At 71.2% G+C, this 17,247-nt stretch carries 14 protein-coding genes; 9 read left to right on the plus strand and 5 right to left on the minus strand.

Annotation, left to right across the window (positions count from 1 at the left end):
* Positions 1-78 precede the first annotated feature (78 nt).
* Positions 79-630, minus strand: coding sequence for a DoxX family membrane protein (locus tag ACQPWZ_RS04795; protein WP_433570739.1), 552 nt, complete (start codon positions 628-630; stop codon positions 79-81).
* A 158-nt stretch (positions 631-788) separates the two neighbouring features.
* Between ACQPWZ_RS04795 and ACQPWZ_RS04800 the strand changes: the two genes are divergently transcribed.
* The 3 genes from ACQPWZ_RS04800 (at position 789) to ACQPWZ_RS04810 (ending at position 5,369) form a co-directional block, all read left to right on the plus strand.
* On the plus strand, positions 789-2,510 hold the full coding sequence (locus ACQPWZ_RS04800; protein ID WP_433573768.1) for a glycoside hydrolase family 13 protein: 1,722 nt from the start codon (positions 789-791) through the stop codon (positions 2,508-2,510).
* A 169-nt stretch (positions 2,511-2,679) separates the two neighbouring features.
* Positions 2,680-3,678, plus strand: coding sequence for a TIGR03885 family FMN-dependent LLM class oxidoreductase (locus ACQPWZ_RS04805; protein WP_433570740.1), 999 nt, complete (start codon positions 2,680-2,682; stop codon positions 3,676-3,678).
* Positions 3,675-5,369 carry an alpha-amylase family protein gene (locus ACQPWZ_RS04810; protein ID WP_433570741.1) on the plus strand — a complete coding sequence of 565 codons (1,695 nt, stop codon included), beginning with the start codon at positions 3,675-3,677 and terminating at the stop codon, positions 5,367-5,369. The genes ACQPWZ_RS04805 and ACQPWZ_RS04810 overlap by 4 nt, the downstream gene beginning before the upstream one ends.
* A 27-nt stretch (positions 5,370-5,396) precedes the next feature.
* Here the strand turns inward: ACQPWZ_RS04810 and ACQPWZ_RS04815 are convergent, their stop codons facing one another.
* Positions 5,397-5,819 (minus strand): secondary thiamine-phosphate synthase enzyme YjbQ, encoded by a 423-nt coding sequence (locus tag ACQPWZ_RS04815; protein ID WP_340471876.1) that lies wholly within the window; start codon positions 5,817-5,819, stop codon positions 5,397-5,399.
* Positions 5,820-6,042: 223 nt separating this feature from the next.
* Between ACQPWZ_RS04815 and ACQPWZ_RS04820 the strand changes: the two genes are divergently transcribed.
* From ACQPWZ_RS04820 to ACQPWZ_RS04835, 4 genes are all read left to right on the plus strand, one after another.
* Positions 6,043-7,266: an NAD(P)/FAD-dependent oxidoreductase gene (locus tag ACQPWZ_RS04820; RefSeq protein ID WP_433570742.1), complete on the plus strand. Its 1,224-nt coding sequence runs from the start codon at positions 6,043-6,045 to the stop codon at positions 7,264-7,266.
* 103 nt (positions 7,267-7,369) lie between these two features.
* Entirely contained in the window at positions 7,370-8,710 is a 1,341-nt protein-coding gene (gene hglS / locus ACQPWZ_RS04825; protein ID WP_433570743.1) for a 2-oxoadipate dioxygenase/decarboxylase, read from the plus strand.
* An 11-nt stretch (positions 8,711-8,721) separates the two neighbouring features.
* Positions 8,722-10,260 carry an L-piperidine-6-carboxylate dehydrogenase gene (gene amaB, locus ACQPWZ_RS04830; RefSeq protein ID WP_433570744.1) on the plus strand — a complete coding sequence of 513 codons (1,539 nt, stop codon included), beginning with the start codon at positions 8,722-8,724 and terminating at the stop codon, positions 10,258-10,260.
* Between the two features lie 112 nt (positions 10,261-10,372).
* Positions 10,373-11,467, plus strand: a complete 1,095-nt coding sequence (locus ACQPWZ_RS04835) for an NAD(P)-binding domain-containing protein (RefSeq protein ID WP_340471880.1) — start codon at positions 10,373-10,375, stop codon at positions 11,465-11,467.
* A gap of 99 nt (positions 11,468-11,566) precedes the next feature.
* Here ACQPWZ_RS04835 and mltG read toward each other — a convergent pair whose 3' ends face one another.
* The 3 genes from mltG to ACQPWZ_RS04850 all read right to left on the minus strand — a co-directional run bounded on the left by mltG (position 11,567) and on the right by ACQPWZ_RS04850 (position 14,976).
* Positions 11,567-12,412 (minus strand): endolytic transglycosylase MltG, encoded by an 846-nt coding sequence (gene mltG, locus ACQPWZ_RS04840; RefSeq protein ID WP_433570745.1) that lies wholly within the window; start codon positions 12,410-12,412, stop codon positions 11,567-11,569.
* 116 nt (positions 12,413-12,528) lie between these two features.
* On the minus strand, positions 12,529-13,122 hold the full coding sequence (locus tag ACQPWZ_RS04845) for a hypothetical protein (protein WP_433570746.1): 594 nt from the start codon (positions 13,120-13,122) through the stop codon (positions 12,529-12,531).
* 39 nt (positions 13,123-13,161) lie between these two features.
* On the minus strand, positions 13,162-14,976 hold the full coding sequence (locus ACQPWZ_RS04850; RefSeq protein ID WP_340471883.1) for an ABC transporter ATP-binding protein: 1,815 nt from the start codon (positions 14,974-14,976) through the stop codon (positions 13,162-13,164).
* Positions 14,977-15,175: 199 nt separating this feature from the next.
* On the opposite strand from ACQPWZ_RS04850, the gene ACQPWZ_RS04855 reads away from it, so the two are divergent.
* Positions 15,176-15,622: a MarR family winged helix-turn-helix transcriptional regulator gene (locus ACQPWZ_RS04855; RefSeq protein WP_340471884.1), complete on the plus strand. Its 447-nt coding sequence runs from the start codon at positions 15,176-15,178 to the stop codon at positions 15,620-15,622.
* A gap of 144 nt (positions 15,623-15,766) precedes the next feature.
* Positions 15,767-17,206 carry a Gfo/Idh/MocA family protein gene (locus ACQPWZ_RS04860; protein WP_433570747.1) on the plus strand — a complete coding sequence of 480 codons (1,440 nt, stop codon included), beginning with the start codon at positions 15,767-15,769 and terminating at the stop codon, positions 17,204-17,206.
* Positions 17,207-17,247: the final 41 nt, after the last annotated feature.

Genomic DNA, 17,247 nt, shown 5'->3' on the forward strand with positions numbered 1-17,247 from the left:
CGGTGCGCGGTGCGGCTCGGTCCACGGGGGGACAGCCGTCGGCTTGTGCGCGGCGCCGGTGCGCTGCGCCGGTGCGGCTCAGCCCACCGGCAGACGGTCGCGTACCGTGTCCGCCGCCGACCGTACGTCGTGCGCCGCGCCGGAGATCGCCGCACCCAGATCGCGTCCGGCGCGACGGGTGCGGCGTCGGCCGGCGGAGGCGGCGGTGCGCGAGCGGTAGGCCAGCGACGGCTTCGCGTGCGTGTCCGCCGCCGCGATCAGCAGACCGCCGAAGAGGGACACGTTCTTGGTGAACTGGGTGCGCAGGCGCGCCCGTTCCTCGGGGTCCTCGGTCTTCCACCAGGCGTGTCCGGCCAGCGTGGTCGGCACGAGCGAGGCGGCCAGGGCGAGGGCCGAGGCACGCGGGAAACGGCCGGTCGCGAGCAGAACGCCGGCTCCCAGCTGGACGGCGCCGTTGATCCGGACCAGCCGCTCGGTGTCCTCCGGCAGCAGGGGCACCCGCTCGGCGACGGGCAGCGCCACGGGTGCGGCGGCCGGCGCCACGGAGCGCGGGTCGAGCAGCGTACGGAATCCTCCCGAGACGAAGACGGAGGCGAGCAGGGGGCGTGCGGCTGTCCTGAGAATGGCCATGATGAGCGCCTGCCCCCGGCACGGGCGGGCACGCCCGCGCTTCGGCCGTCCGGCCTCCGGCACCCTTCGCGACGACGGCCAGTAGGACCGCCGTCGCGGGGGAAGGAGCGGGGGAAGAAGACCCGCGATCGGATACGCACCGGACCAGGGAGGACGTCATCACAGCCGACGGCGTACCGCAGAAGGGCGACGCGTGGTGGAAGTCCGCGGTCGTCTACCAGATCTATCCGCGCAGCTTCGCGGACTCCGACGGCGACGGCATCGGTGACCTCGCCGGCATCACACAGCGCCTGGACCATCTCGCGGATCTGGGCGTCGACGTCATCTGGCTGTCGCCGGTCTATCCCTCGCCGCAGGACGACAACGGCTACGACATCAGCGACTACCAGGACATCGACCCGGTCTTCGGCGATCTGGCGGCGTTCGACCGGCTTGTGGCGGCCGTGCACGAGCGCGGGATGAAGCTGGTGATGGATCTGGTGGTCAACCACACCTCCGACGAGCACCCCTGGTTCCAGGAGTCCCGCGATCCGCGGAGCCCCCGGCGCGACTGGTACTGGTGGCGCCCTCCGCGCGACGGCGGCGAGCCGAACAACTGGGGTTCCTTCTTCTCCGGACCCGCCTGGACGCACGACCCCGCGAGCGACGCGTACTACCTCCATCTCTTCTCGCCCAAGCAGCCGGACCTCAACTGGGAGCATCCACAACTGCGTCAGGCCGTGTACGCGATGATGCGCTGGTGGCTCGACCGCGGTGTCGACGGCTTCCGGATGGACGTCGTCAACTTCATCTCCAAGGACCCCGCGCTGCCGGACGGCGCCGTGACCGGTGACGGCCCCCTCGGCGACGGCTCGCCCCACTTCGTCAGTGGTCCCCGTATCCACGACCATCTCCAGGAGATGCACCGCGAGGTCTTCGCCCGGAACCCGGGGCGGCTGTTGACGGTGGGCGAGATGCCCGGCGTGACCGTGGAGCAGGCCAGGCTGTTCACCGATCCGGCGCGTGCCGAGGTCGACATGGTGTTCCAGTTCGAGCATGTCGGACTCGACCACGGCCGCCACAAGTTCGACCTGAGGCCCCTGCGTCTGACCGATCTCAAGGCCTCACTCGGGCGCTGGCAGACGGAGCTCGCGGACACCGGCTGGAACAGCCTGTACTGGAACAACCACGACCAGCCCCGCGCGGTCTCCCGCTTCGGCGACGACAGCCCCCGGCACCGCGTGCGCTCCGCGACCGCACTGGCCACCGTGCTGCATCTGCACCGGGGAACGCCCTACATCTACCAGGGCGAGGAACTGGGCATGGCCAACGCGCCGTTCCACACGATCGACGACTTCCGGGACATCGAGACGCTCAACCACTACGCGCAGTCGCTCCGGGCCGGGGAGAAGCCCGAGGACGTCCTGCCGGGTCTGCGGGCGATGGGCCGGGACAACGCCCGTACCCCCATGCAGTGGGACGCGTCCCCGCACGGCGGTTTCACCACCGGCACCCCCTGGCTGCCGGTCAACCCCGACCACGGCGAGGTCAACGCGGCGGCCGCCCGCGCGAACCCCGCCTCCGTCTACCACCACTACCGCCGGCTGATCGCGCTGCGGCACGGTGAACCAGCCGTCGTGCACGGTGACTTCACGATGCTGCTGCCGGACGACGAACGGGTCTACGCCTTCACCCGGCGGTACGGCGGCACCGTGCTGCTCGTGGTCGCCAACCTCAGCTCCGAGAGCTCCGCCGTGCCGCTGCCGGACGGCTGGCAGGACGCCGAACTCGTCCTCGGCAATGTCCCGGCCGGCGAAGCGACCGACGCGGCGGATCCCGCACCGCCCGGCCACGCCGTCCTCGCCCCGTGGGAGGCCCGCATCCACCGCCGCACCACCTGAGGTCACAGGGTGAAGGCCGCCTCGCCGAGCATCGCGGCTCCGGCGGCCCCTCCCGGCGCGTGGCCCGGCGCACGGAGAGTCCGCGCCGCCCGAGCCGACGCGCCGGGTCCGCCGCCGTCGGCGAGAGCCGTGTCCCGATGATCCCGGCATCGTCGGGTAGGCGCCCTTCATGACCGTCTACGGATTTCATGCCTCGCACGAACAGGTACCGCCCGCCGACCTGCTGAGCGCGGTGGTCCACGCGGAACAGGCGGGCTTCACGTCCGCCATGTGCTCGGACCACTTCTCGCCCTGGAGCGCCCGGCAGGGTGAATCCGGCTTCGCCTGGTCGTGGCTCGGCGCCGCGTTGCAGGCGACCGACCGCATACCGTTCGGCGTGGTCAACGCGCCGGGCCAGCGCTACCACCCGGCGATCGTCGCGCAGGCGGTGGGCAGTCTCGCCGCCATGTACCCGGGACGGTTCTGGGCCGCTCTCGGCAGCGGTGAGGCGTCCAACGAGCACATCACCGGCGACCGGTGGCCCCGCAAGGACGTACGCAACGCGCGGCTGCGCGAATGCGTCGACATCATCCGCGCCTTGCTGCGCGGCGAGGAGGTCAGCCATGAGGGCCTGGTGACGGTGGACCGCGCGAGGCTGTGGACCCGTCCCCCGACCCCACCGCCGCTGATCGGCGCCGCGTGCAGCGAGGCGACGGCACGCTGGTGCGCGGACTGGGCCGACGGCCTGATCACCGTGAACGCCCCGCACGAACAGCTGACGCGGATCATCGACGCCTACCGCTCCGCCGGCGGGACCGGCCCGCTGCACCTCCAGGTCCATCTCAGCTGGGACCCCGACCGAGACACGGCTCTCGCCGTCGCCCACGACCAGTGGCGTACCAACATCCATGGCCCACCTGCCAGTTGGGACCTGGAGACGGCCGAACTCTTCGACAGTGTCAGCGAGCACGTCACCCCCGAGCAGGTCGCGGACTGCGTCAACGTCTCCTCCGACCTGGGCCGGCACGCGGCATGGCTCCAGGAGTACGCCGACCTCGGCTTCGACGCGGTGATGCTGCACCACGTCGGGCAGGAACAGGCGCCCTTCATCGAGGCGTTCGGCGCCAAGGTGCTGCCGCAGCTCGACGTGACCCGCCCGCGGGCCTACACGGCGGAGCGTGTGCGATGAGGCTGACCCGGACCTCCGACCTCTGGTGGAAGAACGCAGTCGTGTACTGCCTGGACGTCGAGACGTACCAGGACAGCAACGGCGACGGCACCGGCGACTTCGCGGGCCTCACCCAGCGGATCGACCATCTGGTGCGCCTCGGTGTCACCTGTGTGTGGCTGATGCCCTTCTATCCGACGCGCGAACGCGACGACGGCTACGACATCACCGACTTCTACGGAGTCGATCCCCGCCTCGGCACGCTCGGGGACTTCACCGAGTTCGTCCGCACCGCCCGCGACCGCGGGATCCGGGTCATCGCCGACCTGGTGGTCAACCACACGTCCGAGCACCATCCCTGGTTCGAGGACGCCCGCTCGGGCCGCGACGCGGCGCACCGCGACTGGTACGTGTGGCGCGACGAGCCGCCCGAGGACGGACCGTCCGGCGTGGTCTTCCCGGACGCCGAGAAGAGCCTGTGGGAGTACGACCGGACGTCCGGCCAGTACTACCTGCACCGGTTCTACAAGCAGCAGCCCGACCTCAACATCACCAACCCTGCCGTGCGGGACGAGATAGGGCGCATCATGGGGTTCTGGACCCAGCTCGGTCTTTCCGGCTTCCGGGTCGACGCGGTGCCGTTCCTGCTGGAGACCGACGGGCAGGACGACGCCGGCCGGCTGCCCGACCCCCACGAGTACCTCGCGGATCTGCGCGCCTTCCTCGGCCGCCGCTGCGGCGACGCGGTGCTGCTGGGCGAGGTCAATCTCCCCTACGACGAGACGGCGTTGTTCTTCGGCGAACCGAGTTCCGGCCGCGGCGACGAACTGACGATGTGCTTCGACTTCATCGGCATGCAGCGGATGTACCTCTCGATGGCCCGCGGCGACGCGTCCCCGCTCGCCGACGCCCTCCGTACGCGGCCCGCCGCTCCCCGCGACGCCCACTGGGCCACCTTCGTCCGCAACCACGACGAGCTGACCCTGGACAAGCTCGGCGACGACGAACGCGCCGAGGTCTTCGAGGCGTTCGGCCCCGAGAAGGACATGCAGCTCTACGACCGCGGTCTGCGCCGCAGGCTGCCCCCGATGGTCGGCGGCGACAGGCGGCGGCTGGAACTCGCCTACAGCCTGCTGTTCACCCTGCCCGGTACGCCCGTCCTCTTCTACGGGGAGGAGATCGGGATGGGCGAGAATCTCGCCGCGGAGGGCCGGCAGGCCGTACGCGGGCCGATGCAGTGGACCGCCGACGACGACGCCGGCTTCTCCACCGCGGACGCCGGAGCGTTCCCGAACCCGCTGTCCGAGGGCGAGTTCGGCCCCGGGCGGGTGAACGTGCACGACCAGTCCCACGACGCCGGATCGCTGCTCGCACGCATGCGTCTGCTGATCGAGCGCTACCGCGGTGCGCCCGAACTGGCCTGGGGGACGTACAAGGTGCTCGACACCCCTACGCCCGCCGTCCTCGCCCACATCAGCTCGCTGCCCGAGGGCGCCGTGCTGGCCCTGCACAATTTCGCGGACCGTACGGTCACCGCGGAGACGAAGGCGCCCGAGCTGAAGCCGGGCACGGTGCTCACCGATCTGCTGACCGGCGCCGCGGTCACCACCCCGCGCGACGGCCGCCTGCGCACGGAGCTGGGGCCGTACGGCTACCGGTGGCTGCGCGTCGGCACGACGGCGGACGACCCGGAGCGTACGACCGCGAGCTGACCGGGACGGCAGTCCGGAGAGGGCCGCTCAACCGAGGAAGCTGAGCCGCACGGTGCGGCGCGGGTTGTCCTTGTTCGTGTCGACCAGGCAGACCGACTGCCAGGTGCCCAGTTCGAGACGGCCACCGATCACCGGCAGCGTCGCGTGCGGAGGGACGAAGGCGGGCAGGACGTGATCGCGGCCGTGGCCCGGGCTGCCGTGGCGGTGCTGCCAGCGGTCGTCGGCCGGGAGGAGGGTGTGCAGCGCGGCCAGCAGGTCGTCGTCACTGCCCGCGCCCGTCTCGATCACGGCGATACCGGCCGTCGCGTGCGGGACGAAGACGTGGAGCAGTCCGTCCCGGCCGTTCGCCGCCTCCTGGAGAAACTGTTCGCAGGCGCCGGTCAGATCGGTCACCGTCTCGTCGGAGCCGGTGGTGAGGTTCAGGACCTTGGTGGTGAAGGGTGCGGGCATGAGTCCATTTTCCCCCTCCGCCGGCCGCCGGCCCGGCCAGGCCCTGGCCGGGGAGGCCGCCGTGTCGGCCGTTCCGCGGGCGACCCGCGGTGCGAAACCGGCCCGGCGGCGGCCCGTGGTGAGACGGTCCATGGACGCGAAGAGCCGGGTGTGTCCACCATGGATGCACCCCTGACACGGCTTTCCGGCGCGGCGACGTCACGAGCAGACGGGACGGTGCTCCATGGTCCACAGCGCTCCGGGCGCGGGCTCCCCGCCCCTCCCCGCGGCGTCCGTCCTCCCCGCGGCGCCCCTCCCCCCGGCCGCGGACGTCGTGATCGTGGGCGGCGGTGTCATCGGAGCGAGCATCGCCTTCCACCTGGCCGAGGCCGGCGTCCGGGACGTCCTGGTGGTGGAGCGCGACGAGCCGGCGTCGGGATCGTCGGGGAAGCCGATCGGCGGGATCCGCGCCCAGTTCTCGGACCCGCTGAACATCGGGCTGGGGCAGCGCAGCCTGGAGGCCTGGCGACAGTTCGCCACTCGGCCCGGCGCCGACATCGGGCTGCGGACCGTCGGGTATCTCTTCCTCCTGGGCACGGGGGAGGAGGTCGCGACGTTCGAGCGGGCCGTGGCCGTGCAGCACGATCTGGGGGTCCGCAGCCGGATCATCACGCCGCGCGAGGCGCACGAGCTGTGCCCGTACATCGATCCGTCCTCGATCGTCGCCGCTGCCCACTCCCCCGACGACGGCTGCGCGCTGCCGGGTGCCGCGGTCGGCGGGTACCTCCGTGCGGCCCGCAGGCTCGGTGCCACGGTCCGTACGCACTGCGCGGTCACCGGCATCGCCACCGGCGACGGCGGGGTGCGGGCGGTGCACACCTCGTCGGGGACCGTGCGTACCGGCACCGTCGTGTGCGCCGCGGGCGCCTGGTCCGGGGCCGTCGGTGCGATGGCCGGGGTGCCGCTGCCGGTGGTCCCGTTGCGCCGCCAGATCGCGATGACGGGCCCGCTCAGGCCCGGTCCGCCGAGGATCCCGTTCACCCTGGACTTCGCGTCGTCGCTCTACTTCCACGACGACGGCGCGGGCGGGCTGGTCCTCGGGCTCTCCGACCCGCGTCAAAAGCCGGGCTTCGGACGGGAGTTCAGCGTCGAATGGCTGGAGCCGTTCCGGGAGGCGGCCCTGCGGCGGGCGCCGGCGCTCGCCTCGCTCGGGGTCCGCAGCGGCTGGGCGGGGCTGTACGAGGTGACGCCCGACTGCAATGCCCTGATCGGCCGGGCCCGCGACGTGGACGGGTTCCTGTATGCCACCGGCTTCTCCGGGCACGGTTTTCTCCAGGCCCCCGCGGTCGGCGAGATCATGCGCGATCTGTATCTGGAGGCGACGCCGTTCATCGATGTCGGTCCGCTGTCCGCGACCCGTTTCGAAGGGAGCACAGCCGCTGCCCGGCCCGAGGCCCACATCATCTGACCCGCAGGGCCGGGCCACGAGAGGCCCGAGCCGGACATCCGGGAAGCCGTGGATCCGGGAAACCATGAATCCGAGAAGGCACACTGCAGAGAAGGAGGACCGCATGATCCCGACCTGGCGGCTGCGGGCGGCGTTCGCCCGACGCCTCTCGGACATGTACGGGGCCGAAGTGCCCGCGTACACGACGCTCCTGGAGGTGTCGGCCCAGGTCAACGACGAGGTGATCGGCAAGCACGGCGATGCGGGACGCCTCGGCGGGATCGAGCGGGTGACGGCCGAGCGGCACGGTGCGATCCGCGTCGGCACCCCGCGTGAGATGCGCCAGGCGGCCCAGATCTTCGCCGCGCTCGGTATGCGGCCGGTCGGCTTCTACGATCTGCGCGAGGCCGCGGCCAGCTCGGTGCCGGTCGTCTCCACCGCCTTTCGTCCCGTCGAGGCCGAGGAGCTGGAACGCAATCCCTTCCGCGTCTTCACCTCCATGCTCACCACCGCCGACCGGCGGTTCTTCGACGCGGACCTCGAAGGCCGGCTGGAGTCGTTCCTCGACCGGCGTGCGCTCTTCCCCCCGGAGCTGCTGCATCTGGCGGCACAGGCGGAGCGGGAGGGGGAGCTCGACGAGGCGGCGGCGGAGCGATTCCTCACCCTGGCGGTGGCCGCCTTCGAACTCTCCCCGGAGCCCGTGGACCGGACCTGGTACGCGGAGCTGGAGCGGATCTCGGCCGTCGCCGCCGACATCGGGGGTGTCGCGAGCACGCACATCAACCACCTCACACCGCGCGTCCTCGACATCGACGAGCTCTACCGGCGGATGGGAGAGCGCGGCATCACGATGATCGACCGGATCCAGGGGCCGCCGCGGTGGGACGGTCCCGACGTCCTGCTGCGCCAGACGTCGTTCCGGGCGCTCTCGGAGGCACGGCGTTTCCGGGAGGCGGACGGCAGCATCGGCGAGGGTGCCCTGCGGGTGCGGTTCGGTGAGGTCGAGGCCCGCGGTATCGCGCTCACGCGGGCGGGCCGGGCGCTCTACGACGAACTGATCGGCGGCCCCGCCGCCGCATGGCCGCTGCGTTTCCCCCGTACGGAACGTCAGCTGGCCACCCGGGAGATGGGGTTCTTCCGCTACGAACCGGCAGCCGGCCGGCCGCGCGACGGGCAGCGGCCGCCGCAGGACCTTCCCGGTCTGCTCGACGGCGGCTGGCTCAACGCCCTGCCCATCGTCTACGAGGACTTCCTGCCCGCGTCGGCCGCCGGGATCTTCCAGTCGAACCTCACCGAGGAGGGCACCCGGGACCGCTCCGCCATGGGCACGCACTACGACCAGCAGTGGCTCTCGGAGGTGCTGGAACGCCCGGTCCACGACCCCTTCGACCTCTACGCCGCTCAGCAGGACCGTTCACTACGCCAGGCCCGCGAGGCCATCGGACTCCCCAAGGACGCGCTGTGACAGGACACGCTGTGACCAGCAACGACATTCCCCTTCCGGACCTCGAAGCGCTGCGTTCGCTCGCCCGGGAGAGCCTGCGGCGCTGTGGCGCCGAGCTGCCCGCGGACGGCGGCGATGTCGTCGCGCGGTCGCCGCTGACCGGCGGCACGCTCTTCACCCTGCCCGCCACCGGGCCCGCAGAGGTGGACGCGGCGATCGGAGCGGCCGCGGAGGCGTTCCTGCAGTGGCGCACCGTGCCCGCGCCCCGGCGCGGCGCCCTGGTCAAGCGGCTGGGCGAGCTGCTCACCGAGCACAAGGAGCACCTCGCCGACCTGGTCACCGTCGAAGCGGGGAAGATCCGCTCCGAGGCGCTCGGCGAAGTGCAGGAGATGATCGACATCTGCGAGTTCGCGGTCGGTCTGTCCCGGCAGCTCTACGGGCGGACCATGGTCTCCGAGCGCCCCGGCCACCGTCTCTCGGAGAGCTGGCATCCGCTCGGCGTCGTCGGAGTGATCTCCGCCTTCAACTTCCCGGTCGCCGTCTGGTCCTGGAACACCGCCGTCGCCCTGGTCTGCGGCGACCCCGTGGTGTGGAAACCCTCCGAACTCACCCCGCTCACCGCCCTGGCCTGTGACGCCCTCCTGGCGCGGGCCGCGGCCGACACGGGTGCCCCTGCCGGCCTGCACCGGCTCCTGCTCGGCGGCCGCGACATCGGCGAGCGGCTGGTCGACGACGAGCGGGGGGCGCTGGTGAGCGCGACCGGTTCGGTACGGATGGGCAAGGAGGTGGCACCGCGCGTGGCCGCCCGTTTCGGCCGCTGTCTGCTGGAGCTCGGCGGCAACAACGCGGCCGTCGTCACCCCCTCTGCCGACCTCGACCTCTCGGTCCGCGGCATCGTCTTCTCCGCGGCCGGCACGGCGGGGCAGCGCTGCACCTCGCTGCGCCGCCTGATCGTCCACGAGGACATCGCGGACCGGCTGGTCGAGAAGATCGTCCACGCGTACGGACAGCTGCCGGTCGGTGATCCGTTCGCGGACGGCACGCTGGTGGGCCCGCTGATCTCCGGCTCTGCGCACGACGCCATGAGGCAGGCGCTCGCCGATGCGGAGGCGGACGGCGGCAAGATCCTCACCGGGGGCGAGCGGCTGGCGGCGGAGTCGGCCCCGGACGCGGTCTATGTGCGGCCCGCGGTCGTCCGGATGCCCGCGCAGACCGACGTCGTGCGACGGGAGACCTTCGCCCCGATCCTGTACGTGCTGACCTACCGGACGCTGGAGGAGGCGGTCGCGCTGCACAACGGCGTACCGCAGGGTCTGTCGTCGAGCATCTTCACGCAGGACCAGCGGGAGGCGGAGCGCTTCCTGGGCGCCGACGGGTCCGACTGCGGTATCGCCAATGTCAACATCGGCACGTCGGGTGCCGAGATCGGCGGGGCGTTCGGCGGCGAGAAGGAGACGGGCGGCGGGCGCGAGTCCGGCTCGGACGCCTGGCGGGCGTACATGCGCCGGGCGACCAACACGGTGAACTACTCCGACAGCCTGCCGCTGGCCCAGGGGGTCAATTTCCTCTAGGCGCTCCTGGGTCCCGGGGGCTCCCAGTCGCTCATGGGGGCCCCGGGGGCCTGGTCGCACCCGTACGCGTCCAGGCGGGAAGATCCGCGGACCCTCCGTAGTTGGTAGAAGCGTGAACAACTTCGGGGCGCGTGGCGCGACGCGGAACACGGACGTGGTCGTCATAGGCGCCGGGCAGGCGGGACTGTCCGGCGCCTACCATCTGCGCCGTGTCGGGCTGGTCCCCGACCGCGACTTCGTGGTCCTCGACCACTCCCCGCACCCGGGCGGCGCCTGGCAGTTCCGCTGGCCGACGCTGACCTACGGCAAGGTCCACGGCATGCACTCACTCCCCGGGATGGAACTGACCGGCGCGGACGACGACCGGCCCTCGTCGGAGGTGATCGGGGCCTACTTCACCGCCTACGAGGAGCGCTTCGACCTGCGCGTGCACCGGCCCGTCGACGTCATGGCGGTGCGCGAGGCAGACGACGGACGACTGCGCGTCGAGACCTCGGAGGGGACGTGGTCGGCGCGGGCGCTGATCAGTGCGACCGGCACCTGGGACCGGCCCTTCTGGCCGCGATACCCGGGCCAGGAGACCTTCCACGGGCGGCAGTTGCACACCGCCGGATACCGCGGGCCGGAGGAGTTCGCCGGGCAGCGGGTGGTCGTCGTGGGCGGCGGGGCCTCGGGGACCCAGCACCTGATGGAGATCGCCCCGTACGCGGCGGCCACCACCTGGGTCACCCGGCGGCCACCGGTCTTCCGCGAGGGGCCCTTCGACGAGAACGTGGGCCGGGCGGTCGTGGCCGAGGTCGACGAACGCGTACGCCTCGGGCTGCCGCCGCAGAGCGTCGTCTCGGTGACCGGACTGCCGCTCAACGACGCGATCAGGCGCGCCCGCGAGGACGGGGTGCTCGACCGGCTGCCGATGTTCGACCGGATCACGCCGGACGGCGTCGCCTGGGACGACGGACGTGCGGTGGATGCGGACGTGATCCTCTGGGCGACCGGATTCCGCGCGGCGATCGACCATCTCGCACCCCTGAAGCTGCGCGAGCCGGGCGGTGGCATCCGGATGGACGGCACGCGGGCCGTCCGGGACCGCCGTATCCACCTCGTGGGCTACGGGCCGTCGGCGTCGACGATCGGCGCCAACCGGGCGGGGCGGGCGGCCGTGCACGAGATCATGCGGCTGCTGGAGCGGGAACCGGCCCTGGTCTGAGGAACCGACCCTGATCTGAGGACCGGCACTGGCCCGAGGGCCGGCACTGGTCCGAGGACCGCACTCATGCGCCTGCCGGGGCGGGTGGCCCCTCACACCTCAGCCGGAACGATCCTTCGCACGGTTGGCGTTGAACTCCCGTACATTGCGCTGGTGTTCCTCGTAGTTCGCCGTGAATCGGGTGTCGCCGGGGGCCACGGTGACGAAGTAGAGCCAGTCCCCCGCCGCCGGTTCGACCGCGGCGCGCAGAGCATGCTCCCCCGGGTTGCCGATGGGCGTCGGGGGCAGCCCCTGGCGCTGATAGGTGTTGTACGGGCTGTCGATCCTGGTGTCATCAGCCGTGGTGTCCAGCGTGCTGCGGTTCAGCGCGTAGTTCAGCGTCGAATCCATCTGGAGCGGCATCTGCCGTGCGAGGCGGTTGTGGACGACCCGTGCGACCTTGGCCATGTCCTCGGGTGTGTCGGCTTCGGCCTGCACAATGCTGGCGATGTTCACGGTCTGATAGTCCGTCAGCCCACTGCGCTGCGCAGCGGCCGGGACTCCGGCGGCGCCGAACCGCTTGTTCGCCGTGTCCACCATGTAGGCGAGCAGGCTCGCCGCCGTCGTGTCGGAGTCGATCGGATACGTCGCAGGGAAGAGATAGCCCTCGGGGTTGCCCCGGGCTTCGGCCGGCAGATCGAGCGGGGCCGTGCCGACGGCCTTACGGGTGGTGCCGGGTGCCTTCCCGAGGGCCTGGTCGACCGCGGCGTAGATCTGCGCGGTGCGCCGGCCCTCGGGGATGAGCAGGGTGTCCTGCTCATCCTCGGGCCTGCCGGACAGCAGCAGCGTGACCACCACCGCGGCCGCCGCCACGGCGAGGGCGGCGGTCACGATCAGGACCCATCGGCCACGGCGGGACAGGCGCGGCCCGCGCCTGGACGGCGGCGGCGAAGGCTCGTCGTTCATAGGCGCACGCTAACCCGGGCCGCCCGCCGGCCCGGCGCACCGCCCCGCTCCGCACACCGGATCGACACCTGTCGTTGGCCGTCGCCACGGATGTGCAGGACGGAGTGGCGGCCGCATCAGCGGGTGAAGGGCGGCAGGGCCGCGAACTCCGGTGCCACCTGGGCCGCTTCGGCAAGTGTGTCGAGTACCCGACGCACCCGCGACAGCGGGTGGTCCGGGAACTGCTGGTCCCACTGGGCGTGGTCGGCGGCGTGGAAGGGCAGTCCGCCCTGCACCTCCGGGGCGTAGGGGTGCGGCCGGAAGTAGTTGTCGTGGCCGACCTGCGCCATCACCATGGCCTCGCGCATCCCGGTCATCCCTCGCTCGGGCGCCTGGACCTTCACCACGGTGCTGCAGGTCGCCCGCGGCACGGTGTAGCTGCCGATGAAGGCCTGCCCGCTGGGCTGTCCCGGCAGCGGCAGCTTCAGTATCTGCTTGAGCGCCGGCAGCCCGCCGAGCGACTTCACGGAGGCCTCGATCAGCCCTCCGCCCGCCTGCGCGGTGAGCCGGGTCAGCGCCGCCCGCAGAGCGGGACCGTCGTCGAGCGACGCGGGAAGATCCGGGGTCAGCCCGAAGAAGTGCACCGACAGCATGTCGCCGTCGTCGTTCGCCCAGACGTCCTGGTCGACAGGCCGGTAGCCGGGCAGTTCCACGCCAAGGAGAGCTCTCATGGGCGGCGATCATGCCGTACCCACCGGACTCCTCGTCACTCAGGGGGCGATCACGGGAACGGTCAACTGTGCGTCCCTGCGCACCAATGCGGCATACCGGCCGTCCAGAGCGAGCAGCTTGTCGTGGCTGCCGCGCTCGGCCACGCGTCCTGCTTCGAGGACCACGATCTCGTCCGCGTCCCGGACGGTGGAGAGGCGGTGCGCGATGGTGATGGTCGTGCGGCCCGCGGACAGTGCGTCGATGGCCTCCTGCACCGCGTACTCGGTGCGTGTGTCCAGTGCGCTGGTCGCCTCGTCGAGGATGAGCACGGGCGGGTCACGCAGGATCGTGCGGGCGATGGCGAGGCGCTGCTTCTCGCCTCCGGAGAACCGGTATCCCCGCTCGCCGACCAGGGTGTCGTACCCATCGGGCAGCGAGGCGATGTGGTCGTGGATCTGTGCGGCCCGGGCGGCCGCCTCGATCTCCGCGTCCGTCGCGTCCGGCTTGGCGAAGCGCAGATTCTCGGCCACGGAGGCATGGAAGAGATAGGTCTCCTGGGAGACCACGCCGACGGCGCGCGCGAGGGTGTCGAAGTCCAGGTCGCGGACGTCGACTCCGTCGATCGTGACCCTGCCTCCCGTGACGTCGTACAGCCGGGGCACGAGATAGCTCAGGGTGGACTTGCCGGAGCCGGTGGGTCCGACGACGGCGAGCCGCCCTCCGGCCGGCACGGTCACATCGACGCCGTCGATGGTGAGCTCCGCCTGGGTGGCCTCGTAGGCGAAGTCGATGTCCTCGAAGCGGACTTCTCCGCGGATCGTGTCGAGCCGTACCGGCTTCTCCGGTTCGGTGATCTCGACGGGCAGGTCGAGGTACTCGAAGATGCGCTGGAAGAGCGCGAGCGACGCCTGCATCTGCACACCGGTGGAGAGCAGGCTCACGGCCGGGCGGAACAGACCCTGTTGAAGGGAGACGAAGGCGACGAGGGTGCCGATGGAGATCGTGGGACCGCCGCTCTGGAGGGCGAACCCGGCGGCCCAGTAGATGAGGGCCGGCATCGCGGCCATGACGATGCCGATGGTCGACATCCGCCAGCGGCCGGCCATGCTGGAGCGCACTTCGAGGTCGACGAGGCGCTCGGACTCCTCGGCGAAGGACCGGGTGAGCGAGTCGGCCCGGCCCATGGTGCGGCCGAGCAGGATGCCGCTGACCGAGAGCGACTCGGTGACGGTCGCGGCCATCACCGCCATCTGTTTCTGGCGCTGGGTGGTGATGCGCTTGCGTTCGTTGCCCACGCGGCGGCTGATCCAGACGAACAGCGGCAGCAGGAGCAGCGAGACCACGGTGAGACGCCAGTCCAGCGCGAGCATCGCCACGACGGTGGCGACCACGGCCGTGAGGTTGGAGACCAGGGAGGTGGCGGTGGAGGTCACGGTCGCCTGCATCCCGCCGATGTCGTTGGCGATCCGCGACTGGACCTCGCCGGTGCGGGTCCTGGTGAAGAAGGCGAGCGGCATCCGCTGGAGCTGGGCGTAGACCGCGGTGCGCAGGTCGTGCATCACGCGCTGGCCGACGGTGGTGGAGATGAGTGTCTGCAGGACGCCGAAGACGCTGGTCATCACCGCGGTGAGGATCATGCCGAGGGCGAGCAGACTGAGCAGGCCGGTGCGGCCCTGCGGGATCGCGGTGTCGAGGATCTCGCGCAGCATGAAGGGCGAGGCGACGGAGACGGCCGACGCGGCGCCGACGAGCAGTCCGACGATCGCGAGGCGGCCGCGGTAGGGACGGAAGAGCCGGAGGATCCGGCGGACCTCGGCCCTCGGCGGTTCCGGTTCCTTGGCGTGGGCGTTCCACGGGGTGGCTTCGGGGTGCATGGGCTCCTTCGAGGGTTTCGCCGAAATGTCCGGTTCTATGACTGTCGATAGCTGTCGATGATGCTCGATGACTCTGGGTTCGCACGGACCGCATGTAGCGCACGTACGGGATGAGTCCGGACGTACAGGATGAGATTTTGAGAGCTTAGCTCACTGTTACCTGTATTCACAATGAGCCTGGTCCTGATATTGTTCCCGTATGAGCACACCCGACCCCGACGGCCTGCTGGCCGAGCAGCTGTTGCGGCTGACCCGGAGACTGCATCGCAGCCAGAAGCGGCAGCTGGAGTCGGCCGACATCGCGATCACCCCCGCCCAGTCCCGCCTGCTGCGGACCCTCGCGCACTACGACGACCCACCACGCATGGCCGACATCGCGGCGCGCCTCGAAGTGGTCCCGCGGGCCGTGACGAGCCTGGTGGACGGGCTGGAGGCGAGCGGCTGCGTCCGCCGCGCCCCCGACCCCAGTAACCGCCGGGTGATCCGCATCGAGCTCACCGACACCGGCCGCGCCACGCTGAGGGCCCTGCGGGCCGCGCGCCGCGCCGCCGCGGAGGACATCCTGGCCCCGCTCACCGCCGAACAGCGTGAGGTGTTCGGCGGGCTGCTCTCCACCCTGGTCGACGGTCCCGGCGTCCGCTGCTGACCCCTCCGGCCGGCCGCGTGACGAAGAGTCCATGCGTTGACACCCAAGAGTCCAAACGCGGCTCTTGCTCATCACCAGCCTCAACACCCATGGTCCTTGCCGAGGTTCATGACCCGGCCGCGCACCAGCTTTCGTGGAGGCTCGATGACCGACGCAGCGATACCGGACCAGCGCAATGACGACGGCGACGACGACGGCTCGATGAGCCGTCGTTCTGTTCTACGGACCACGGCAGGCGTCGCGGGCGCCGGCCTCGGCCTCAGCGCCCTGGGGACCGGCACCGCGGCCGCCGCCCAGACCGCGAGATCCGCCACCGCACCGCAGGCGCCGTCCCCCGCACGGCAGGGCCGCACCATGGCCGGGGTGCCCTTCGAGCGCCGCGGGACGGTGCGCGTCGGCATCATCGGCCTCGGCAACCGCGGCGGCAGCATGATCGATCTCTTCCTCGCCGTCCCCGGCGTCCGGGTGATCGCCGTGTGCGACCCGGTGAAGGCCAAGGCCGAGAGCGCGGCCGCCAAGGTCGTGGCCGCCGGGCAGGCCGCCCCGGCCGTCTACACCAAGGGCGACGACGACTACGAGAACCTCTGCAAGCGCGGCGACATCGACTTCGTCTATGTCGCGACGCCGTGGGACCTCCACTTCGAGATGGCGAAGACCGCGCTCCTCAACGGCAAACACGTCGGCGTGGAGTGTCCGATCGCTATGAGGCTGGACGAACTGTGGGAGCTGGTCGATCTCTCCGAGCGCACCCGCCGGCACTGCATGCAGCTGGAGAACTGCTGCTACGGCCGCAACGAGATGCGGGTGCTGCGGATGGCACACGCGGGCAAGTTCGGTGAACTCCTGCACGGAGCAGGGGCGTACAACCACGATCTGCGCGGTCTGATGTTCGATCCGGACTACTACGAGGGCCCGTGGCGCAGGCTGTGGCACACCCGGCTGCGCGGAGATCTGTACCCCAATCACGGCTTCGGCCCCGTCGCCAACTACCTGGACGTCAACCGCGGCGACCGTGTGGTGAGCATCTCCAGTTTCGGCACCCTGGCCCTGGGCCTGGCGGAGTACCGCAAGGCGCACATGCCGCCGGGCGATCCGAGCTGGAAGGAGACGTACATCGAGAGCGACCGGACGATCAGCATGCTCCGCACCGCGAAGGGGCGGGTCATCCGGCTGGAGCACGACGTGTCGACTCCGCACCCCTACAGCCGGATCAACAGCCTCGGCGGCACCAAGGGCGTCTTCGAGGACTACCCCGCGCGCATCTACATCGAGCCCGACCACTCCGACGACGCCTGGGGCGACTTCGAGGCGTACACGGAGTGGGACCACTGGCTGTGGAAGGAGCACTCCGACCCGCCGGGCGGCCATGGCGGCATGGACTACATCATGATCTTCCGGGTGATGCAGTGCATGCAGCTCGGGTTGGTTCCGGACTTCGACGTCTACGACGCGGCGACCTGGACGGCGCCCGTCCCGCTCAGTCATGCGTCGGTGAAGGCGAAGGGTGCGCCGATGGAGATGCCCGACTTCACCCGCGGCGAGTGGCGCAAGGAACGCTCCGGCGTGGACTCGGACAAGCCGTAGCCGGGCCGCGCGGGGCCCGGTCGGCACTGACCGGGCCCGCG

The sequence above is a fragment of the Streptomyces sp. CA-251247 genome (assembly GCF_050952975.1).
GTDB classification, from domain to species: domain Bacteria; phylum Actinomycetota; class Actinomycetes; order Streptomycetales; family Streptomycetaceae; genus Streptomyces; species Streptomyces achmelvichensis.

Excerpts from the sequence above, each read along its gene's own strand:
- ACQPWZ_RS04855 (WP_340471884.1), top strand. The coding sequence starts at position 15,176 with ATGAGCACACCCGACCCCGACGGCCTGCTGGCCGAGCAGCTGTTGCGG.
- ACQPWZ_RS04850 (WP_340471883.1), bottom strand. The coding sequence starts at position 14,976 with ATGCACCCCGAAGCCACCCCGTGGAACGCCCACGCCAAGGAACCGGAA.
- mltG (WP_433570745.1), bottom strand. The coding sequence starts at position 12,412 with ATGAACGACGAGCCTTCGCCGCCGCCGTCCAGGCGCGGGCCGCGCCTG.
- ACQPWZ_RS04810 (WP_433570741.1), top strand. The coding sequence starts at position 3,675 with ATGAGGCTGACCCGGACCTCCGACCTCTGGTGGAAGAACGCAGTCGTG.
- ACQPWZ_RS04805 (WP_433570740.1), top strand. The coding sequence starts at position 2,680 with ATGACCGTCTACGGATTTCATGCCTCGCACGAACAGGTACCGCCCGCC.
- ACQPWZ_RS04815 (WP_340471876.1), bottom strand. The coding sequence starts at position 5,819 with ATGCCCGCACCCTTCACCACCAAGGTCCTGAACCTCACCACCGGCTCC.
- ACQPWZ_RS04845 (WP_433570746.1), bottom strand. The coding sequence starts at position 13,122 with ATGAGAGCTCTCCTTGGCGTGGAACTGCCCGGCTACCGGCCTGTCGAC.
- ACQPWZ_RS04860 (WP_433570747.1), top strand. The coding sequence starts at position 15,767 with ATGACCGACGCAGCGATACCGGACCAGCGCAATGACGACGGCGACGAC.
- ACQPWZ_RS04795 (WP_433570739.1), bottom strand. The coding sequence starts at position 630 with ATGGCCATTCTCAGGACAGCCGCACGCCCCCTGCTCGCCTCCGTCTTC.
- hglS (WP_433570743.1), top strand. The coding sequence starts at position 7,370 with ATGATCCCGACCTGGCGGCTGCGGGCGGCGTTCGCCCGACGCCTCTCG.
- ACQPWZ_RS04820 (WP_433570742.1), top strand. The coding sequence starts at position 6,043 with ATGGTCCACAGCGCTCCGGGCGCGGGCTCCCCGCCCCTCCCCGCGGCG.